The sequence below is a fragment of the Hyphobacterium sp. genome (assembly GCF_965217055.1).
In the GTDB taxonomy this organism is placed as follows: Bacteria; Pseudomonadota; Alphaproteobacteria; order Caulobacterales; family Maricaulaceae; genus Hyphobacterium.
The window spans coordinates 1,788,312-1,807,132 of sequence record NZ_OZ244227.1; the positions used below are offsets into that span (position 1 = coordinate 1,788,312).

Genomic DNA, 18,821 nt, shown 5'->3' on the forward strand with positions numbered 1-18,821 from the left:
CCTCCCGGCCCTGTTCTGCGCCTCGTGTGCGCCCAGAAATGGCGTCAGACGGCGCGCGACTTGCCTCGACTGCCTGGCTCACTGCATCCGCCAGTAAACGGGCCCAGATTGCCAGCACGGCTGCTTGCTCTAAGGTGGCATCAGAAAACGCCGAAAAGGCGGACGAGGGGGAAAACACATGACCGATCAGGCGGCGGTTAGCCCGGTCGAGGAGTCGTCGGGCGGATACAGCCAGTATGTCGTGTTGACGCTGTTCGTCGTCTACACTTTCAATTTCATCGATCGCCAGATCGTTGCGGTGATGCAGGAACCGATCAAGGCGTTCTTCGATCTGTCGGATCTGCAGCTCGGTCTTTTGACCGGCCCCGCCTTTGCCTTCCTGTATGCGACGCTCGGCATCCCCATCGCCTTTCTGGCGGATCGCTGGAACCGCGTGTCCATCATTTCGATTTCGCTGGCCATCTGGAGCGGATTCACCGCCCTGTTCGGACTGGTCAATTCCTATCTAATGCTGTTCCTGATGCGTGTCGGCGTCGGAATCGGCGAAGCCGGTTGTTCGCCGCCCGCCCATTCCCTGATCTCCGATTATGTCACGCCGCGCAAACGCGGCAGTGCGCTGTCGGTGTATTCGCTGGGCATTCCGATCGGTTCGGTCCTCGGCATCCTGATGACCGCCATCGTCTATCGCTGGGTTGCCGACTATTACAGCGTCAACGGCGCGCCTGACTGGCTGGCAGCGATCGGTGCCGGTGATGCCTGGCGCGTCCCGTTCCTGATTGTCGGTATTCCGGGCGTCATTCTCGCCATTATCGTCAAGCTGACGGTCAAGGAACCGCCGCGCGGCCGGTTCGATGGCGTGAAGCCCGGCGAACGCAGAGGGGCGACGCTGAACGAGGTTGTCAAAGCCCTGGCGAGCAAGCCGTCCTTCTGGTTCGTGGCGTTTGCCGCTGCCATCGCCTCGCTCGTCGGCTACGGCCTCTTTCCCTGGTTGCTGAGTTATTTCGTCCGGATCTCGCTGGCGGCCGGTGTGGCACCCCAGGATGCGCTGGCGGATGCGGCGATACCGTATTCCTTCGTCATTGGTGGTGGCGGTTTCATCGGGACGCTGCTGGGCGGCTATCTGACCGACCGTTTCTCGGCCAGGCGGCTAAGCGCCTATGTCGTGATCCCCGGCCTGGCGTTATTGCTCGCCCTGCCCATCTATTTCGTCTCATTGTTAATTCCGCCGAACGCCCTGGCATTCCTGTTGCTCGGCATCGCGAGTGCGCTCGGCTCGATGTGGTACGGGCCGGTCTGGGCGGTGGCGCAAAATCTCGTCAAGCCGGCCATGCGCGCCATGGCGCCGGCGGTTCTGCTACTGATCATAAACATCATCGGACTCGGATTCGGACCGCCAGCGGTCGGCGCGCTCAGCGATTTCCTTGCCTCGACCTATGGTGACGGCGCCCTGCGGATCGCGATCCTGGCGATCGCCGCGATGATCATCCCGTCCGCTGCGCTGTTCCTGTTGGCAGGGCGGTCCATCGACAAGGACTGGGAGGCGGCCAAATGAGACTGACATTTCTGATCGTGTTCCTGGCGCTGCTGCCGGCCATCGCTGCCGGCCAGGACCTGCCATCCGATTTCTCAACCGGCCCGGTCATTGAAGCCTATGGACCGGTTGCGGATGTGCCCGGCGCTGCAGTCTTGCCGCCGGATTCCGTGTTCCGCGTGGCTTTCGATACGGCGTCGGCGGCAGAAGCCGACCAGTTGAACCGCACGCTCGTCTCAGCGGCGCGTTTTCTCAACATGCATGCCCGCGCCGGTATCGATCCCGCACAGCTGCACGTCGCGGTGGTGGTACATGGTGGTGCCGTCTCCGATGTTGCGCAGCCGGCACCGGGCGAGAACAACATCAATGAGGCGCTGATCGCGGATTTGCTGCAGCACAATGTCGGGATTTATGTCTGCGGCCAGTCGGCTGCCTATTACGGAGTGACAACCGATGATCTGTTGCCGGGTGTGGTCATGAGCCTGTCTGCGATGACAGCTCACGCGCAACTCCAGCAAAGCGGCTTTACGCTTAACCCCTTCTGATGCACTGCAAAATGTCGTACATCATGGGACTGATAGACGTATAAGCCGCGTTATTCATGTAGACAGTCAGAGCCAGGGGGGCCTCTTGCTGACCATTTCGACCAAGTTGCTGATTGACGTCCTGATTGCATTGGGAGCGTTCACTGGTGGCTGGTTTCTCGCATCTTCCAATGGCTGGCCACCCGGTGGATCCAGCGCATGGATGCTCAATGCGGCTGTCTTTGCTGTTCTGATTGTGGCCGTGCAATTGCCGGCGCGCGTCTACCGCCATTCCTGGCGCTATGTCTCGCCGCCGGACTTGCTCCGGATCGTCCAGGTCGCGCTGTTTGCAACGCTCGGACTGGCATTGTTCGACTATCTGCTTTTCCGTTCCGCGATGGGGCCGGGGGAGTTTTACGGTTTTACCTGGATGCTCGCGACAGGCGGGATGATGCTGGTCCGGACCGCCGTGCGGGCGGTGCGCGAGCAGCGGCTTGCCGAATTGCTGCTGCCACTTCCGGTGAAGGATGTGGACGAGGGCCAGCCGCGCATGCTGCTCATCGGCTCGCCCAATGATGTCGACAATACGCTGCGGGAGGTCATCGACCGGCCCGATTTCGGCTACATTCCGGCAGGCATCGTGCTTGATGACGACGGAATGCGCGGACAGGGCATTCGCGGCGTCCGGGTGCTCGGCAGCACGAAAGTCCTGGAATCGATCGTGGACGCACAGACGGATGGTTCCGGCTCAGACCTGGCCCTGGTGTTCTCGACGCCGCCCGCCCTGATGACTGGCATCGATCCCGGGGCAATCGCACGCTTGCGGAAGCGCGATTTCCGTATCCTCACATTGCCGCGCACTGCCGAATTGTCGGAAAGCGATCACCGGCGGTTCCGGCTGCGCAAGCTGCGGCTCGAGGATCTCCTGTCGCGTTCGCCCGTCAATCTGCCGCTCGAACCCCTGCGCAGCGGGTTTCGCAACCGCCGCGTGATGGTCACCGGCGCCGGCGGCACGATCGGGTCCGAGCTCTGCCGCCAGGCGGCGGCCCTCGGCTGTTCGGAACTGGTCATGCTGGACCTCGCCGAAACCCCGCTTTTCGATATCGACCGTGAGGTCTCCGAGCGTTTTACCTCGGTCAAACGCCGGGCGCTGCTGCGCGATATCCGCGACGGCAAGGCGGTTCGCGAAGTGATCAAGGCGACGCGGCCGGACGTGATCTTCCACGCCGCGGCGCTGAAGCATGTCTCGCTGATGGAAGACCATCCGAAACAGGCCGTGGAAACCAATGTTCTCGGGACCGCCAATGTGGCCCAGGCCGCACGCGAATTCGGTGTGTCGCAAATGGTGCTGATTTCCACCGACAAGGCGGTCGAACCGGTCAACATCATGGGCGCCGCGAAGCGGCTTGCCGAAGCGGTAATTCACAGAATGGCCGACGAGGCTGACGGTGCGACGCGGTTCGGCGTCGTGCGCTTCGGAAATGTGCTGGGCTCGAACGGATCCGTCGTGCCAATCCTGCGGTCGCAGATCGAGTCGGGCGGACCGGTGACGATCACACATCCGGACATGGAACGCTTCTTCATGACGGTGCCGGAAGCGGTTCAACTGGTACTCCATGCAACGATCGAAGCCGCGCGCAATGGCGGCGAACCGGCCGTGTACGTTCTCGACATGGGCGAACCGGTCAAAATTCTCGACATGGCCCAGCGGCTTATCGAGCTTTGCGCGCCGGCCGGAAAGGAATCCGAGGTCGAAATCGAAATCATCGGATTGCGTCCTGGAGAGAAACTGCGTGAAGCGCTGGTCGATGAAGGCGAGACACTGCTGTCGACGCTCGACGGACTGCAAAAACTCAAACCGAACCCGAACAGCCGCTATACGATCGCGGATGTGAAAGCGCTGGTGCAGTTCTCAAAGGACAAAAGCGCCGTCGAGCTTTCCGACCGCATTCATTCCGATGTCAGATCAATTCGTAGCGTTGAATCTGCTACGATTACACGCATTGGTCGCAAAATTGCCAATTGATGCGTTCACGGACGTTTCATGATCACTTGCCAAAGCTGGCAAAAGTCGCAAATCCTGATTCGTGACATCAAGAGGCATCGGGCTCGGCTCGAAGCCGTTGCATCAAGGTAAAGTATATGACCCCTGACCATTCCATCATGGCCCGCTCCGAAGCGATCCTGAAATCATGGAAAACGCTGGACTGGCCAAGCGTGTTTTCCGCCCTCATCTATCCGGCGCTCGGCGTGCTTGCACTTCTGACCGCTATCGTGGCCGGACTGGCACTGGAAAGTGTAAGCCTTCACTGGTGGTACGCCCCGCTGGCTGTTGCCGCTATCGTCTTCGCGATTTTTGTGTGCAACATGGGAATCGGACCGTTGCACCGGATCTGGCAACACCGCGCGGGCCAGCTGACGGCACCGGCGCAAGTCATGGTCGTGATCAATTGCGTGATCGCCATGCAGGGCCGGGTCAAGGACTGGGTCAACTATCACACCCAACACCATCACTGGTCGGACCGCGCCGGCGATCCGCACAATCCGCACGAGAGCAAGCTGTGGGCTTGGGTAGGATGGCTGCTATGGCGCGACGAAGCCGATCTCGAGCGGCCAACTGCGCGCTGGCTGCAGCGCCACAAGGCCGTGATGTTCCACGACCGGCATTTCATCCTGCTCTATCTGGGCGTACACCTTGTGCTCCCGTTGATCGCTTACGCCATCGCATGGATGCTGGGCGCGCCAATTGTGCTGATCGCCATTCTGCATGCCTGCCTGGTCATCGGGCGGGGTATCCAGTTTCACGCGACCACGCTGGGCGTAAATGTGTTCGGTCACCTCAAGACGCCGCGTTGGGCCGATTACCTGCTCGCCTTCCTGACCGGCGGTGAAGCCCTGCATGGACATCATCACGACTTCCCGCGCAGCGCGCTTCATCTTCCGAAGCGCGGCATCTGGAACCGGATTGTGGACTACAATGGCACGGCGCTGCTTGTGCTCAACAAGCTGAAGCTGGTCAAAGACCTGAAGATTGCACCGCAATTCCTGCCTGCACCGGTCCCTGTTCGGAGCTAGGCGACACTCCGGGCCGCTTCAACCCGCGGCAGGGAAATTGAAAACGTTGTGCCTTCACCCGGCCGGGTCTCGACGAAGATCCGGCCGTTTTGCCGTTCAACCGCCTGACGGACGATGGCGAGACCGATACCGGCACCCCCGAACTCGCCACGAGGGTGAAGCCGCCGGAACGGCTCGAACACCTGTTCTGCGAATTTCGGATCGAACCCGATCCCGTTATCCGTCACGTTCAACGAAAAACCGCTTTCGTCGGCCGACAGGTCGATGGTGATGCGCGGAGCCTTGACGGAGCGATACTTGATGGCGTTCGAAATCAGATTCTGCAGAATCTGCTCCAGCAGAAACTTGTCTGCGTGGATTACGTCCTGGCCCTTCAACGCGATCCGCGCACCGGACTTGGCAATGGCATCAGCCAGGCGCTTGCGTATCTCGCCGAGAGCCTCCGACAGAGAGATCTTCGTCGAGCGCAGCGGGCGGACTTCCAGCTGCGAGTACTCCAGCAATCTGTCGATCAGCTCCTGCATCCGGCCGGCTGCATCGGTAAGAAATTCGAGGCAGGACTGGCCATCACTGTCGAGGCTGCCGCTGTAGCGCGTCTTCAACATCGTCGCAAAAGCGCGGATCTTGCGCAGCGGTTCCTGCAGGTCATGCGATGCGACAGTGGCGAAACGGTCCAGCTCCCGATTGGACCGTTGGAGATCTCGATAGGCACGCCTTAGCTGGGTGACGTCGGATATGACCGCGAATGCGCGCTTCTCGCCAGTGTCGGGATTGACGCTGAGATGCGCGCTGACCAGGGCGTCGAAAATCTCACCATTCTTCTTGCGGAACTGATAGGCGACATTGCGAATGTGACCGGTCTCAAAGAATTCGGGCAGTGCATGCGTCAGCGCATAGATGCGCGATTCCTCTGTGAGAAAGTCGACCGATGGCCGGCCGATGACCTCGTCACGTTCATAACCCATGAAGCGCAGCCAGTGATCGCTGACATCCTGGAGGATGCCGCGATCATCCGTCTGATGAAACAGGGCCGGCGTGTTGCGCAATATGATCTCGAAGTAATTCTTGGATGATTCCAGCTGCTTGCGCAGGCGGACATTCTCGGTCTCGTCTTTCAGGATGCCGGTTGCAAACAGCGCTTTGCCATCCGTGCCTGACTTGGTTACCCGTCCAAAGGACTGCAGCCAGCGCCAGTTCCCGTCCGTGTCCCGCAGACGGTACATCAGGTCGACGGAGGCGCGTTTGCCTTCCGCCATCTCGCCGGTCTGCTTCAGCACCTCTTTGAGATCGTCCCGGTGAACGAATGAACACCATTCGGCGCCGGTGATCTCGCCACCAATATCCCCTACGGCAACATGCCGGATCAGCGGGCCATCCAACCAGGCCGTGTTGGTCGTGAAATTCCATCGCCAAGTCGCCAGGTCGGCGGCCTCCATGGCGACATCGAAATACTCGGCCAATTGAGAAAACCGATTCTCGAGTGCTTTCTGTTTCGAGATGTCGGAATAGATGCCGGCGGCGACGACAGGTTCGCCGGCATCGTCCGCCTCGATGACCCGACCTCGATCCGACACGGTAATGTGCTTGCCGCTTTCGAGTACGAAGGTGAGCTCGGTTTCGCCATGGCCGTTTTCGCGGAGGTCCGCGATGAACTGGTCACACTGCAGATTGCTCGACGGATGCAGACGCTGTTTCCATTCGGCCAACGGAATACGCGCAATTTCAGCGTTGATTCCGAACATCGTCTTGAGGGATCGACCGGCAAGTTCGACCAGCCCCGTACGAAAATCCAGTCGCCAGGCGGTATCGCCGCTCGACTCGAGCGCATCGAGAAACAATTGCTGCGCCTGTGCAGCATTAAGCCCCGTTGTCGCGGATGGCTCCATCATCTGCCTACCCCAGCGAATCAAATTGAATCATAGGAAATACCGACGGTTTCGTAACCCTGTTCTCATTGCTGCTACTCGCCTGATTTCGACGCTGGTCAAATAGATGCCGAACAGTATCCTCCGACCGCTTAGCAGCCGTGAGGACCCCGTGCGTGGCCCAGCCTGATCGAAGCCAGCCGATTCTCTCTGTCGAGGATCTCGCCGTGACTTTTTCGACGCCAGATGGCGAGGTCGAAGCCGTGCGAGGAATCGGTCTCGAAATCCAGCCTGGTGAATGCCTGGCTGTGGTCGGCGAATCCGGATCGGGCAAAAGCCAGACATTCCTAGCGGCGATGGGCCTCCTGGCTTCGAACGGTCGGTCCACGGGATCGATCAAGTATCGCGGCCAGGAAATCCTGAACCTGTCGCCGGGCAAGCTGAACCGGATTCGCGGTAAGTCGATGACGATGATTTTTCAGGATCCGCTAACATCCCTGACCCCGCACATGTTGGTCGGCGATCAGATGCGCGAAGTCCTGAAGAAGCATATGAAATTGCACGGCGAAGCTGCCGACAAGCGCACACTCGACTGGCTGGAACGCGTCCGTATCCCCGAAGCGAAACGCCGACTGCGGCAGTATCCGCACGAGCTTTCCGGCGGCATGCGCCAGCGGGTCATGATTGCCATGTCGATGCTGTGCGAACCGGACCTGCTGATTGCTGACGAACCGACGACTGCTCTGGACGTGACGGTTCAGGCCCAGGTTCTTGACATCATGGACGATCTCAAGCGTGAAACCGGGGCCGCAATTGCGCTTATCACGCACGATATGGGCGTCGTGGCTCGCATGGCGGACCGGGTCGAGGTCATGCGCCACGGCAGGTATGTCGAAAGCGGGACGGCAGACGAGATCTTCCACAAACCGCAACACGAATACACTCGCATGCTGCTCGATGCGATGCCGCGCATCGACCAGCCTGACAAGCCCGGGCATAAAGCGCTTCCCGCCTATATCGAACGTCCGGAAGAAGATGCGCTGCTCGATGTTGAGGACGTCAAGGTGCACTTTCCGATCACGGTCGGTGGCGGGCTGTTCCCGAAACGCAAGCCACTGAAGGCCGTCGATGGCGTATCGTTCGAGCTGCGCAAAGGCGAGACGCTGGGCGTTGTCGGTGAATCGGGATGCGGCAAGTCGACGCTTGCGCGGGCGGTATTGCAGCTTGTTCCGACCACAGAAGGCGTGGTCAGCTGGTTGGGGCGGGATCTGACGAGCGTCAGCAAGCGCATGCTTCGCAAGTCGCGCCGCGACCTGCAGATCGTGTTTCAGGACCCGCTGGCCTCGCTGGATCCGAGGATGACGATTGGCGCGTCCATCGCCGAACCCATGCTGACGTATGAAAACCGCATGACGCGTTCGCAGCGGCAGAATCGCGTGCGCGAAATGATGGAGAAAGTCGGGCTCGATCCCAACATGATCAATCGCTACCCGCACGAATTGTCGGGCGGTCAGAATCAACGTGTCGGGATCGCCCGGGCGATGATCCTTGGGCCGAAACTGGTCATTTGCGACGAAGCAGTGTCGGCGCTCGACGTGTCCATCCAGGCGCAGATCATCGACCTTCTGATCTCGCTTCAAAAGGAGATGGACCTGTCGATGATCTTCATCTCGCACGATCTTTCGGTCGTGCGCGAAGTGTCTCACCGCGTGATGGTGCTGTATCTCGGCCGCGTGGTAGAGCTCGCCGATCGCGGACAGATCTATGACGATGCGCGCCATCCCTATACCCAGGCGCTGATCTCAGCCGTGCCGATTCCCGACCCGGCCATCGAGAAGTCGCGCAAGCGATTGCAGCTGGAGGGTGATTTGCCATCCCCGATGGATCCGCGGGCGCAGTTACGTTTCCTGAAGTCGAAACTGGTCGATGATCCCGATGCCGAGCAGTACAAGCCGAAACTGATCGAAGTAGCCCCCGGCCATTTCGTGGCCGAGCACGATCCGATCGAAACCGTGCTCGCCGGCGATACCTAGTCGTCGTCTTCCTGACCTTTTATTCATTTCGTTCTGCCGTGCGATGCCGTTAGGTTCGCGCGCCGCAAAAGCCTTGCAAGGATTTCCCATGTTCCGACTTCGCGTTTCCGCCGTGCTCAAGTCCGTCACCGCGCTGGCCGCCGTGGCGATGATCGTATCGATGACAGCGGCGACAGCGCTGGCATTGCAGGGCGACGGATTTGCGCACGACCGAAGCGATATTGCCCCGGATTCCGCGGTCAGATACGGGCAGCTCGAGAACGGCCTGCGCTATGCCATCATGGCGAATGACACGCCTCCAGATACGGCTTCGATCCGGATGGCCTTCAATGTCGGCTCGCTGGTCGAGGACGATGATCAGCGCGGGCTCGCGCACTTCATCGAACACATGGCCTTCAATGGATCGGAAAACGTGCCTGAAGGCGAAATGGTCGCCCTGCTGGAGCGCTACGGCCTGGAATTCGGGCCGGATACAAATGCCGGCACCAGCCGCGAATACGTCGTCTATCAGCTCGACATGCCTGAAACGGATGAGGAGACGCTGAATACCGGCCTGTTCCTGATGCGCGAGACCGCCTCCAATCTGACGCTCGAGATCGAGGCCATCGACCGGGAGCGCGACATCATCCTGTCGGAAGAGCGGGTGCGCAACACGCCGATCCGGCGCTGGAGCAATGCGCTCGCCGAATTCCGCTATCCGGGATCGCTCATGGCGCAACGCGACGCAATCGGCCTGCCCGAGGTCATCAGCAATGCGCCGCGTGATGCCTTCGCGCGCTATTACGACCTCTATTACACGCCGGACCGTGCCTTCATTTCGATCGTCGGCGACGTTGATGTCGATGCCATCGAGGCGGAAATCGCTGCGCGCTTCTCGGACTGGGAAGGCGCCGGCATCGAAGCATCTGATATCCCTGCCGGTGCCGTGGATACCGATCGCGGGTTCGCGACGGGGTATTTTCACGATCCGGAATTCTTCACCGTGCTGACGGTGGAATCGATCCAGCCGGACACGATAGAACCGGACACGGCGGCGTCCCGATTTGACGGCTTGCTGGATTCACTCGGCGCGTCGATTCTGACCCGGCGGTTCACGACAATCATCAATTCCGGCACGTCGCCATTACTACAGGGCGGTGCCAGCTACACGACGGATGAGTACGGTTTTGCGGCGCGCGCCAGCGTGCTGGGCGTCGCGCAGCCGGATCGCTGGGAGGAAGGGCTGGCCCTTGTCGAGCAGGAATTGCGACGCGCCCTGCAGCACGGGTTCACGCAGTTGGAACTCGATGAACAATTGACCAATTTGCGGACGGCGCTGGAAACCGGCGCAGAGCAAGCCGATACGCGCAATTCCGCGGCGCTTGCCAATGCGTTGTGGAGCTCGTGGCGATATGAATCCGTGTTCAGCCATCCGGCCGATGCACTTGCGCGCTTCAATGCGGTCGAGGACCGGATCACGCTGGACGCCGTCAATGCAGCGTTCCGGGAACAGTGGAGCGGCAATGGCCCGCTGGTCTTCCTCGCGACCTCACTGGACATCGAGAATGCGGAGGAACGGGTTGCCGAGGTCTGGCAGGCCAGCCTCGCAACCGATGTCGAAGCGATGGACGATGTCGAGCTGGACGCCTGGGCATATGAGGATTTCGGTGTGCCTGGCGAGATTGCGGACCGCTCCGAGATCGAGGACCTCGGCCTGACGCGCATCGTGTTTGAAAACAATGTCCGCGTGACGCTGAAGCAGACGGATTTTGAGACCGACACGATCCGGATCAACGTCAATTTCGGACGCGGCGATCTCGAACCGCGGGCGGTCCCGGTCGTCGATAGCGTGGCAAGCAGCGTTTTTGCTTCCGGCGGCCTGGAAGCCCATTCGATCGATGAATTGCAGCGCATTCTTGCCGGCCGCAATGTCGGTGGAAGCTTCAATGTGGGTACGGGAGCGTTCTCGCTTTCGGCGGCGACAACGCAAGCCGATTTCGAGCTTCAGATGCAATTGCTCGCAGCCTACATGACGGCGCCCGGATTCCGTGAGGAAAGCCTGGCCCAGTTCCGTGCGCAGCTACCGGAAATCCGGCGCAATCTCGGATCAACGCCTGCAGGCGTGCGCACGCGCGATGTGACCCGAATGCTGCGGTCCGGCGATGACCGCTACGGCTTCCCCACGGAAGCCGAAGCGATGGCCGTGGATCTCGACGATGTCCGTGCCTTTGTCAGCCCGGCGCTGGAACGCGCCCCGGTCGAGATCACGGTGGTTGGTGATTTTGAGGAGGCCGCCGTTCTGGACGCCATCGCGGCGACATTCGGGGCGCTGCCGGATCGGGCAGCGAGCTGGCCGGAATATGACGAGAATCGCACGCTGGCGTTTCCGGAGCCGACCGAGGAACCGATTGTGCTGACGCACAATGGTGGCGAGGATCAGGCCCTGGTGAATGTCTACTGGCCGACCACGGACGACAGCGACATTCGTCGTTCGCGCACGCTGCGGCTGCTGCGGGCGGTGCTGGATCTGAAGCTCACCGAGACATTGCGCGAAGGCGAAGCCTTCACCTATTCGGCGCAATCGTCGAACGTGGAGAGCTTTTATCATCCTGATTACGGATATCTGTTCGTTGGTGCCGACATCCGGGTGGAGAATATCGACCGGGTCTATGAGGCGATCGATCTGATCGCGGCGGACATGGCGAACGGCGAGATCAGCGACGATGAGCTGTTGCGGGCAAGGCAGCCGCTGGTCGAGCGGCTCCAGAATGCGTTCGAGAACAACAGCACGTGGCTCGCCTGGCTGGCGAATTCGTGGACCTATCCCGAGCGCCTCGACCGGATCCGGACCATCACGGACGATTATTCCGATATCGAGCTGGAAGAGATTGTCGAACTCGCCCGGCGCTATCTCGCAGCCGACGCGGCTTATCGTGTCAGCATCGTGCCCAACACCGAACGCTAGGGCCGCTTCGGGAACATGAGGTCGGTCAGCTTCCGGTTGGCCGCCTTGTTCAACGCGGTGATATCGCTGTCGCGGAAGCGCGATTTCAGGCGGCCGGAGATCCAGAGCGTCGACAGGCCGTGGACCATCGACCAGGCAATGACGGACAGGATTTCATTGTCTTCCGGCGCGGCGAAGTTTTCCTCGATACACTGCTTGATGGTGTCGGACAGAAACACCCAGGAACTCTCGCCCGAGGCGAGATAACCCGCGTCCGACAGGTCATAGAGATCACGCCGGAACATCACCTCGAACCGGCCCGGATTGGCGACCGCGAAATGCACATAGGCCGAACCGACGCATTCCAGCAGATCCGGACCGTTGGCCGGCTTGTCGCGATCAATTCCGTCGAGGATGGCCTGGATCATCCGCTCCCAGCCATCGCGTGCCAGGGCGATCATGAGCCCCGACTTGTTGTCAAAATGGTGGGCCGGGGCACCATGGCTCACACCGGCTTCGCGTGCGACTTCACGCAATGAAACAGCACCGGTTCCCCGCGTCGCGATCAGATGATCCGCGGCTTTCAACAGTGCGGCCCGCAGATCGCCATGATGGTAGCGGTCCTTGCCGCGCGGTTTTTCCTTCATTTTCGCCATGACCTCTATCTCCCGCCGATTCGTGGCGGAGGTCGATTGACATTCAATCTAGACAGTGTCTAGATGTGGGAGATCCAGCCGGAAATCAAGTCCGGCCAATTCAGGGAGGGATCTCATGATGCGTTCGGGAGCGGTCTTTCTGACCTTCTTTATCGTGTGTTTCATGTTGAGCGGCGCGGCGGCGGCATTGCTCATCGTGCCGATGTTCGGCGACGGCCTGGGCGAAATGCTGCGTCCGGCGACAGACGGGTCCGCCTTTCCGTCGATGATTGCCGGCTTCCTCATTTTCTCGGCGGCCGCGACCGCTTTCCTTTTGCGCGGCTGGACCGGTTCCGGCTGGCTGCGACGTGGGCTTTATGTCGGTGTCGGGCTTTGGGTCGTGATCATCGGTCAGTATGCCATCCTGCCGGGCTGGTCGACATTGCCGGTCATGCCGACCATCGGGTCCGGTATCGTCAGTGGCCTGCCGGCTATTGCCGGGGCCATCGCCGCAGCGTTCGTGGCCGACCGGCTCGTCGCGAAATCATAGCCATCAAAGATATTCTCCTCGCCCGGACGCGTGGCGTCGGCTAGCGTTCACGAAGGGAAACCAGTCAGGAAGTGTTCTCATGCTGCGATTGATTATGGCAATAACTGCCGCCGCTTTCGGCCTGTCCGCGCCAGCGACAGCAACCGACCGGATCATTGTGAGCTCGGTCGAGGTCGAGGCCAGTCCCACGGAGGTCTGGCAGCTCTGGACCACCGAAGAGGGCCTCTCCTTCTTCGCACCTGCGGCGGAGATCGATTTGCGGCCAGGCGGTCGTTACGAGGTCTATTTCCTGCCGGATGCGCCGGAAGGCCAGCGCGGCTCGGAAGGCACGACGGTGCTCGGCTTTCAGGAAAACCGCATGCTGACCATCACATGGGCTTTGCCGCCCTACCTGCCGGAGGTGCGGCCGCACCTGACGCCGCTTACCGTCGAGCTCGAACCCGTCAATGACACCACGACGCGCGTAACGTTGACCCATTCCGGCTGGGGTGTCGGCGGCGAATGGGATGATGCCTATGCCTATTTCCAGGAGAACTGGCCCGCGGTCCTGACGCTGATGTCGGAGGCATTGACGCCTGCGTCCGAATAGGCTGCGATCTGCTCCGAACGCTTGAATGGAGATAGCCATGCGCCTTCCCGCCCTCTGCAGTGCCTTCGTCCTGGCCGCGTGCACCAGCGGGCCGTCCGGCCCGCCTGTACCGGAAGATCCGGGGAGTGCCGAATCGGTCGTGGCGGCGGCGCGGCAGTGCGATGTCGAGGATTATGGCGATGAGCCGATGGTCGATGCCGGCGATTTCGAATTCGGTGGCAATCCGAGCGCGGCGCAGCGCAATGCGCTGATAGGTGAGCTCTATCTAGAACGCGCTGGCTTTCAACGCTGCGTGTATGCCCTGCCGTCGGGTCTGCACATCCGGGTGCTGCGGGCGGCAGGCGACGATGCGCCGACGCCGGAAAGCGGAGAGATCGTGCGCGTCCACTATGAAGGGCAGAGCACGTTCGGCGAGACCTTCGATTCCTCCTATCAGCGTGGTGCACCGGCCGACTTTCCGTCGGACCGGCTGATCGCCGGTTGGGTCGAGGCGCTTGGCCTGATGCGAACCGGCGAGGAGTGGGAACTCTTCATTCCGCCGGATCTCGCCTATGGCGAGCGCGGCACACCGGGCGGACCGATCGGGCCGAACCAGACCCTGTATTTCCGCATGGAGCTGATCTGCCTGCCGGGCCGTGAAGACGGCGGCTGCGAGGACGGTTAGCGCGACAGGCGCAGATTGGTGAGATCGCCGGCGATCATTTCGAAGGCATTGTGCAGTGCCTCGTTCGACGGGCTGTCGAAATAGAGGCTCGGGTGCGAGGCGCATTCGCGCATCATGTCCCGCGTCGTCGACGAGCTGACCTGGAAAGTGATCGTGTAAACGCGGATGCCCTGCGCGCGGGCGTAGGCGCATGCGGCACCGGTCCGCTCATTCAGGGCGTTGCGCAAGGCCCAGGAGCTGGACGTGATGACGCCGAGCCGACCTTCGCGGACATAGCCGTATCCGGAATAGTCCGAATAGTTGAAATTGCCCCGGCCGTTGATGACATTCTGGCCGTCGGTGAGGATCACCATCGCCTTGATGTTGTCATCGTCGTCCCAGGGATTGCCTTCCGTAAACGGCTCCTGCGGTGAGAGCAGGCGGACGCCCCAGGACACGCCGATCGGGATGTTGGTGGTGCCGCTCGCGATCATGTCCGAGATGGCGTCGTCGATCATCGACCGGTCGGACGTCAGCGGCGTGACCGGCCGCGCGGTACAACCCCAATTAGACGCCCAGCCCCAAGGATTCACGCCTGCGTATTTGGCGGAGTTCGCCAAGCGGGCGAACAGGTCGCTGCCGCCCATCTGGTCGGACATGTAGCTGTTCGAAAAGCCGGAGACGCCGGTCGGCTCGTCGGGAGCGAAGTAGGGCAGGAACAGGGTTTCCGGCGCGCCGGGATCGGGTTCGACATCCTCGATGTCGAGGGGGATTGCGCGGGCTTCGACGCAACCATCCCAGGCTTCGTAGAGCATCGAATCGATGACATCCCAGCGATTGGCAGGGGGGTCGAAATTGTTCGAATGATCTGGCGAAAGAGCGTCCGGATCGAGCCACCAGGCCCGCTCATGTTCAGTGCCGACATTCACGGTCGAGGAAAACGGTACCAGCCCGATCTCGAGGAGCCCCGGCTCTGCGGCGTTTTCATGCAGGATTTCCGTCAAGAGAAGGGCCGCATCGCGCAGGGCAGCGATCTTGGACCCGGACATCGAGCCGGTATTGTCGAGCACCATGACGAGTTCCAGCGCCGTTCGGGCGCGTTGCACCTCGCTTTCCCAGCCAACGGTCAGGTAATCGATTCCGATCAGGCCGAGAAACGCCGTCTGGACGCTCGATGTGCCGGCAACCGTTATGATGTCATTGAGATCGTCGATATCGATATCGATGGTGCCGAGATCGCCGAATTCGCGCTGCGGGTAATTGGCGGCAATAATGGCCTGTGCCAGCGCTTCGGCGTCTTCCGGCGGCAGGTTTGGTGCTGCTCCGACGGCGAGCGCCGCGGCGTCGAGGGCTTCGGCGAGACGGCCGCGGGCATTGATCGCCATGTTGAGGTCGACCGCACCGCCGCCCATCACCACGATGGGCAGCAGCATGAGCGAGAACAGCATGGCGACATTGCCGCCCGTGTCACTGCTGAAGGATCGGATCCATTTGCGCGCCATCTTTCCTGCCTTGCGCTGAATTCACAGGACAAGATCGGTCGAAAACAGACGGCGCTCACGCGAAAGCCGTGGGCAGGGTTAAGTTTCCGTCTCCGGAATTCGGTTGGCTATCGGGAAATTCGCAGATTTGAGAGGTCGCCAGCGATCACTTCGAAGGCCTGCTCGAGCGCCTCGTTGGACGGGCTGTCGAAATACAGGCTGGGATGCGAGGCGCAATCCTCCATCATGCGGCGCGTCTGGGAAGAGCGGACCTGGAAGGTGATGGTGTAGACCCGGATGCCCTGTTCGCGGGCATAGGCGCAGGCTGCCGCGGTGCGATCGTCGAGTGCCGCGGAAAGGCGGCTGCTCGATGACGTCCGCACACCCAAGCGACCGTGGGCAATGTAGCCATATGCATTGTAACGGGACATCAGAGCTGAGTTGTGGCCGCTGAGAACATTCTGGCCGTCAGTGAGGATGACCATGGCCTTGATGGTACTGCGATCACCGTATGCCACGCCTTCGGTAAAAGGTTCTTGCGGTGACAGCAAACGAAGACCCCAGGCAATCCCGTTCGGAATGTTTGTGTAGCCGCTTGCACCCATTGCGGCGATTGCACCCTCCACAATCCGGCGATCGCCGGTCATCGGGGTCACAGGCGTGGTCGTACAGCCGTTATTGGGGCCGCCATTACGCGGCCGGCCATTATTGTATTTGGTGAGGTTGGCAAGGCGCTCGAGAATGCTGCCGCCCACGCCATCTCTGAGATAGCTGTTTCGGAAGTTTGAAATGTCGGGCTCGTCCGGTGCGAAAAACGGCAGGAAGAGGGTTTCCGGATTGTTGCGCACCGGTGCGACATCCTCGATATCGAGTGGAACGGCACGCGCCTCGACGCAACCCTCCCATCGCTCGAAGCGAAGGGTGTCGAACATGTCCCAGGTATTGGGGGTGACCATCTCGGTGGTACAGGTGCGGCGTCGACCGCGGCCGCGGCACGTCCTGACTTCCCGAGCGCCGCCCGCCCATTGCGCGTGAAGCGGACTTTCGGCATTCGGGTCGAGCCACCAAGCCCTCTCGAATTGCCGCCCGACATTGACCGTGGCCGCGAAGGGAACGAGTCCGATGCGGACATCATCCGGCTCGCTTGCCCCGGCAAACAGAATGTCGGTGAGCAGGGCCGCGGAATCGCGCAACGATGCGATTTTCGAGCCGCGCATCGACCCGGTATTGTCGAGCACCATGACGAGTTCGAGATTCTGGTTTGCCCGCCGGACTTCGGACGTCCAGTCCACATTGATATAGTCCATGCCCATAATGCCGAGCAAAGTGGTGTCGACGCGCGACTGACCGGTTACTGTGACAATGCCGTTCTGGTCGTCGAGCGAGACCGTCACCGAGTGCACATTTCCGATCTCTTGGGACGGGTAATTGGCTGTGATGAAGTCCATCGCGAGCGCTTCGGCGTCCCGGACGGACAAGGTGGTTTGCGAACCGACGGCCAGTGCAGCGGCGTCGAGCGCTTCCGCCAAACGACCGCGCGCATTCATGGCCTGGGCAAAGTCGACGGCGCCGCCGCCCATCACCGAAATCGGGACCAGAGCGAGCGAGAATATGGTGGCGACATTGCCACCCTTGTGCCGCAATAAGCGGGTCAGATTTGCGAGAATGTTCTTCAATTTCGCAGGCCTTCATTCACCATTCCTGCGCGGAATGTGCCCGAAACCTCTTAAAATCACGTGGAAGATCAGGGTTTCCCGCGGGTTAATGGCGGGCTAGGGAATGCTCAGTATCCGGAGCCCGATCGTGACCGCGCAACATCTGACAGAGGTGAAAGACTGCCTCGCCGACCTGATCGCCATGGCGACCGTGTCGCGCGACAGCAATCTGCGCCTGATCGGTTATCTTGAACAACGCCTGTCCGCGCTTGGCGCGCGCTGCGTCCGCATTGGCAATGCGGCGGGCACCAAGGCCAATTTGCATGCGATCCTCGGACCGGAGGCCGATGGCGGCGTGGTGCTGTCCGGCCATACGGATGTCGTGCCGGTCGATGGGCAGGATTGGTCGACCGATCCCTTCGTCATGACGGAAAGGGACGGGCGCCTCTATGGCCGCGGCACATGCGACATGAAAGGCTTCATCGCCTGCGCGCTGGTAATGGCCAAGACTTATGCGACACAGAACCTCAAGCGGCCGGTGCATTTTGCTTTTTCGTATGACGAGGAGGTGGGCTGCCTCGGCGCGCCGGCGATGATCCGCGAGATGACGGCTTCCGGACCCCAACCGCGCATTGCCATCATCGGTGAACCGACCGGCATGACGGTGGTGACGGGCCACAAGGGGCTCTATTCGGTACGCGTCGAGGTCGAAGGGCTGGAAGCGCATTCCTCGAAGGTGGAGAACGGCGCGTGTGCCGTCACCCATGCCGTGCCGCTGATGCAGTTTCTAGTCGAGGCCGGTGCTGCCTGGCGCGAGGCGGCGCCTGCCGACAGTCCCTTCGATCCACCCTATGGCACGATCACCATCGGCGAGATGGGCGGTGGCACGGCGGCCAACATCCTGGCGAGGACGGCGTGGTTTGAAAGCTTGATGCGCCCGGCCCCGTGGGACGATGCGCATGCGGTTGGCGATCGGCTGCGCCAGCGCGCGGCGGAGGAGGAGGCCAGGATGCGCCGTCATGCTCCGTCAGCGCGTGTCGAGGTGATCCAGCGCTCCGATGCGCCACCGCTGCGTCCCGAGGCGAACAGCCCGGCGGAGGAACTCGCACGGCAGTTGACCGGCGATAATGCACAGCGCTTTGTCTCGTTCGGCACGGAGGCCGGTCAGTTCCAGAGCGCCGGCCTGTCGACCGTCGTTTGTGGACCGGGTTACATCGAGCAGGCTCACAAGCCCGACGAATTCGTCGATATTTCGCAATTGGAGGCGTGCCTTGCCTTCCTGGGCAAGTTGCCCGGCCACCTGATGGACTGACCGGC

At 61.2% G+C, this 18,821-nt stretch carries 14 protein-coding genes; 10 read left to right on the forward strand and 4 right to left on the reverse strand.

The features are described 5' to 3' along the window. Positions 1-178: 178 nt before the first annotated feature. The 4 genes from ACOOFN_RS08990 (at position 179) to ACOOFN_RS09005 (ending at position 5,130) form a co-directional block, all read left to right on the forward strand. Complete coding sequence (locus ACOOFN_RS08990) at positions 179-1,552, forward strand: spinster family MFS transporter (RefSeq protein WP_420430812.1); 1,374 nt, start codon at positions 179-181, stop codon at positions 1,550-1,552. Then, the gene (locus ACOOFN_RS08995; RefSeq protein ID WP_420430813.1) at positions 1,549-2,076 is read left to right on the forward strand and encodes a DsrE family protein; all 528 of its coding nucleotides are present in this window, start codon (positions 1,549-1,551) and stop codon (positions 2,074-2,076) included. Before ACOOFN_RS08990 ends, ACOOFN_RS08995 begins: the two co-directional genes overlap by 4 nt. Positions 2,077-2,161: 85 nt before the next feature. Then, positions 2,162-4,081 carry an SDR family NAD(P)-dependent oxidoreductase gene (locus ACOOFN_RS09000; RefSeq protein ID WP_420430814.1) on the forward strand — a complete coding sequence of 640 codons (1,920 nt, stop codon included), beginning with the start codon at positions 2,162-2,164 and terminating at the stop codon, positions 4,079-4,081. A gap of 137 nt (positions 4,082-4,218) precedes the next feature. Continuing rightward, on the forward strand, positions 4,219-5,130 hold the full coding sequence (locus ACOOFN_RS09005; protein ID WP_420430815.1) for an acyl-CoA desaturase: 912 nt from the start codon (positions 4,219-4,221) through the stop codon (positions 5,128-5,130). Here ACOOFN_RS09005 and ACOOFN_RS09010 read toward each other — a convergent pair. Then, positions 5,127-7,019 carry a sensor histidine kinase gene (locus ACOOFN_RS09010; protein ID WP_420430816.1) on the reverse strand — a complete coding sequence of 631 codons (1,893 nt, stop codon included), beginning with the start codon at positions 7,017-7,019 and terminating at the stop codon, positions 5,127-5,129. The two genes, ACOOFN_RS09005 and ACOOFN_RS09010, sit on opposite strands and share 4 nt — an antisense overlap. Positions 7,020-7,171: 152 nt before the next feature. Between ACOOFN_RS09010 and ACOOFN_RS09015 the strand changes: the two genes are divergently transcribed. Next, positions 7,172-9,028, forward strand: coding sequence for a dipeptide ABC transporter ATP-binding protein (locus tag ACOOFN_RS09015; RefSeq protein WP_420430817.1), 1,857 nt, complete (start codon positions 7,172-7,174; stop codon positions 9,026-9,028). An 88-nt stretch (positions 9,029-9,116) separates the two neighbouring features. After that, a complete protein-coding gene (locus ACOOFN_RS09020; RefSeq protein ID WP_420430818.1) occupies positions 9,117-11,972 on the forward strand; it encodes a M16 family metallopeptidase in 2,856 nt (951 codons plus the stop codon). On the opposite strand, the gene ACOOFN_RS09025 is transcribed toward ACOOFN_RS09020, so the two are convergent. After that, entirely contained in the window at positions 11,969-12,607 is a 639-nt protein-coding gene (locus ACOOFN_RS09025) for a TetR/AcrR family transcriptional regulator (RefSeq protein ID WP_420430819.1), read from the reverse strand. The two genes, ACOOFN_RS09020 and ACOOFN_RS09025, sit on opposite strands and share 4 nt — an antisense overlap. Positions 12,608-12,722: 115 nt before the next feature. Between ACOOFN_RS09025 and ACOOFN_RS09030 the strand changes: the two genes are divergently transcribed. The 3 genes from ACOOFN_RS09030 (at position 12,723) to ACOOFN_RS09040 (ending at position 14,389) form a co-directional block, all read left to right on the forward strand. Next, positions 12,723-13,136 (forward strand): hypothetical protein, encoded by a 414-nt coding sequence (locus ACOOFN_RS09030; RefSeq protein WP_420430820.1) that lies wholly within the window; start codon positions 12,723-12,725, stop codon positions 13,134-13,136. A 79-nt stretch (positions 13,137-13,215) separates the two neighbouring features. Beyond that, entirely contained in the window at positions 13,216-13,725 is a 510-nt protein-coding gene (locus ACOOFN_RS09035) for an SRPBCC family protein (RefSeq protein ID WP_420430821.1), read from the forward strand. 37 nt (positions 13,726-13,762) lie between these two features. After that, positions 13,763-14,389, forward strand: a complete 627-nt coding sequence (locus ACOOFN_RS09040; protein WP_420430822.1) for an FKBP-type peptidyl-prolyl cis-trans isomerase — start codon at positions 13,763-13,765, stop codon at positions 14,387-14,389. Here ACOOFN_RS09040 and ACOOFN_RS09045 read toward each other — a convergent pair. Together ACOOFN_RS09045 and ACOOFN_RS09050 are read right to left on the reverse strand one after the other, a co-directional pair. Beyond that, positions 14,386-15,870 carry a pilus assembly protein TadG-related protein gene (locus tag ACOOFN_RS09045; protein WP_420430823.1) on the reverse strand — a complete coding sequence of 495 codons (1,485 nt, stop codon included), beginning with the start codon at positions 15,868-15,870 and terminating at the stop codon, positions 14,386-14,388. The genes ACOOFN_RS09040 and ACOOFN_RS09045 overlap by 4 nt on opposite strands. Before the next feature lie 107 nt (positions 15,871-15,977). Then, positions 15,978-17,525 (reverse strand): pilus assembly protein TadG-related protein, encoded by a 1,548-nt coding sequence (locus tag ACOOFN_RS09050; protein ID WP_420430824.1) that lies wholly within the window; start codon positions 17,523-17,525, stop codon positions 15,978-15,980. A 127-nt stretch (positions 17,526-17,652) separates the two neighbouring features. On the opposite strand from ACOOFN_RS09050, the gene argE reads away from it, so the two are divergent. Beyond that, positions 17,653-18,816 (forward strand): acetylornithine deacetylase, encoded by a 1,164-nt coding sequence (gene argE / locus ACOOFN_RS09055; protein WP_420430825.1) that lies wholly within the window; start codon positions 17,653-17,655, stop codon positions 18,814-18,816. Positions 18,817-18,821: the final 5 nt, after the last annotated feature.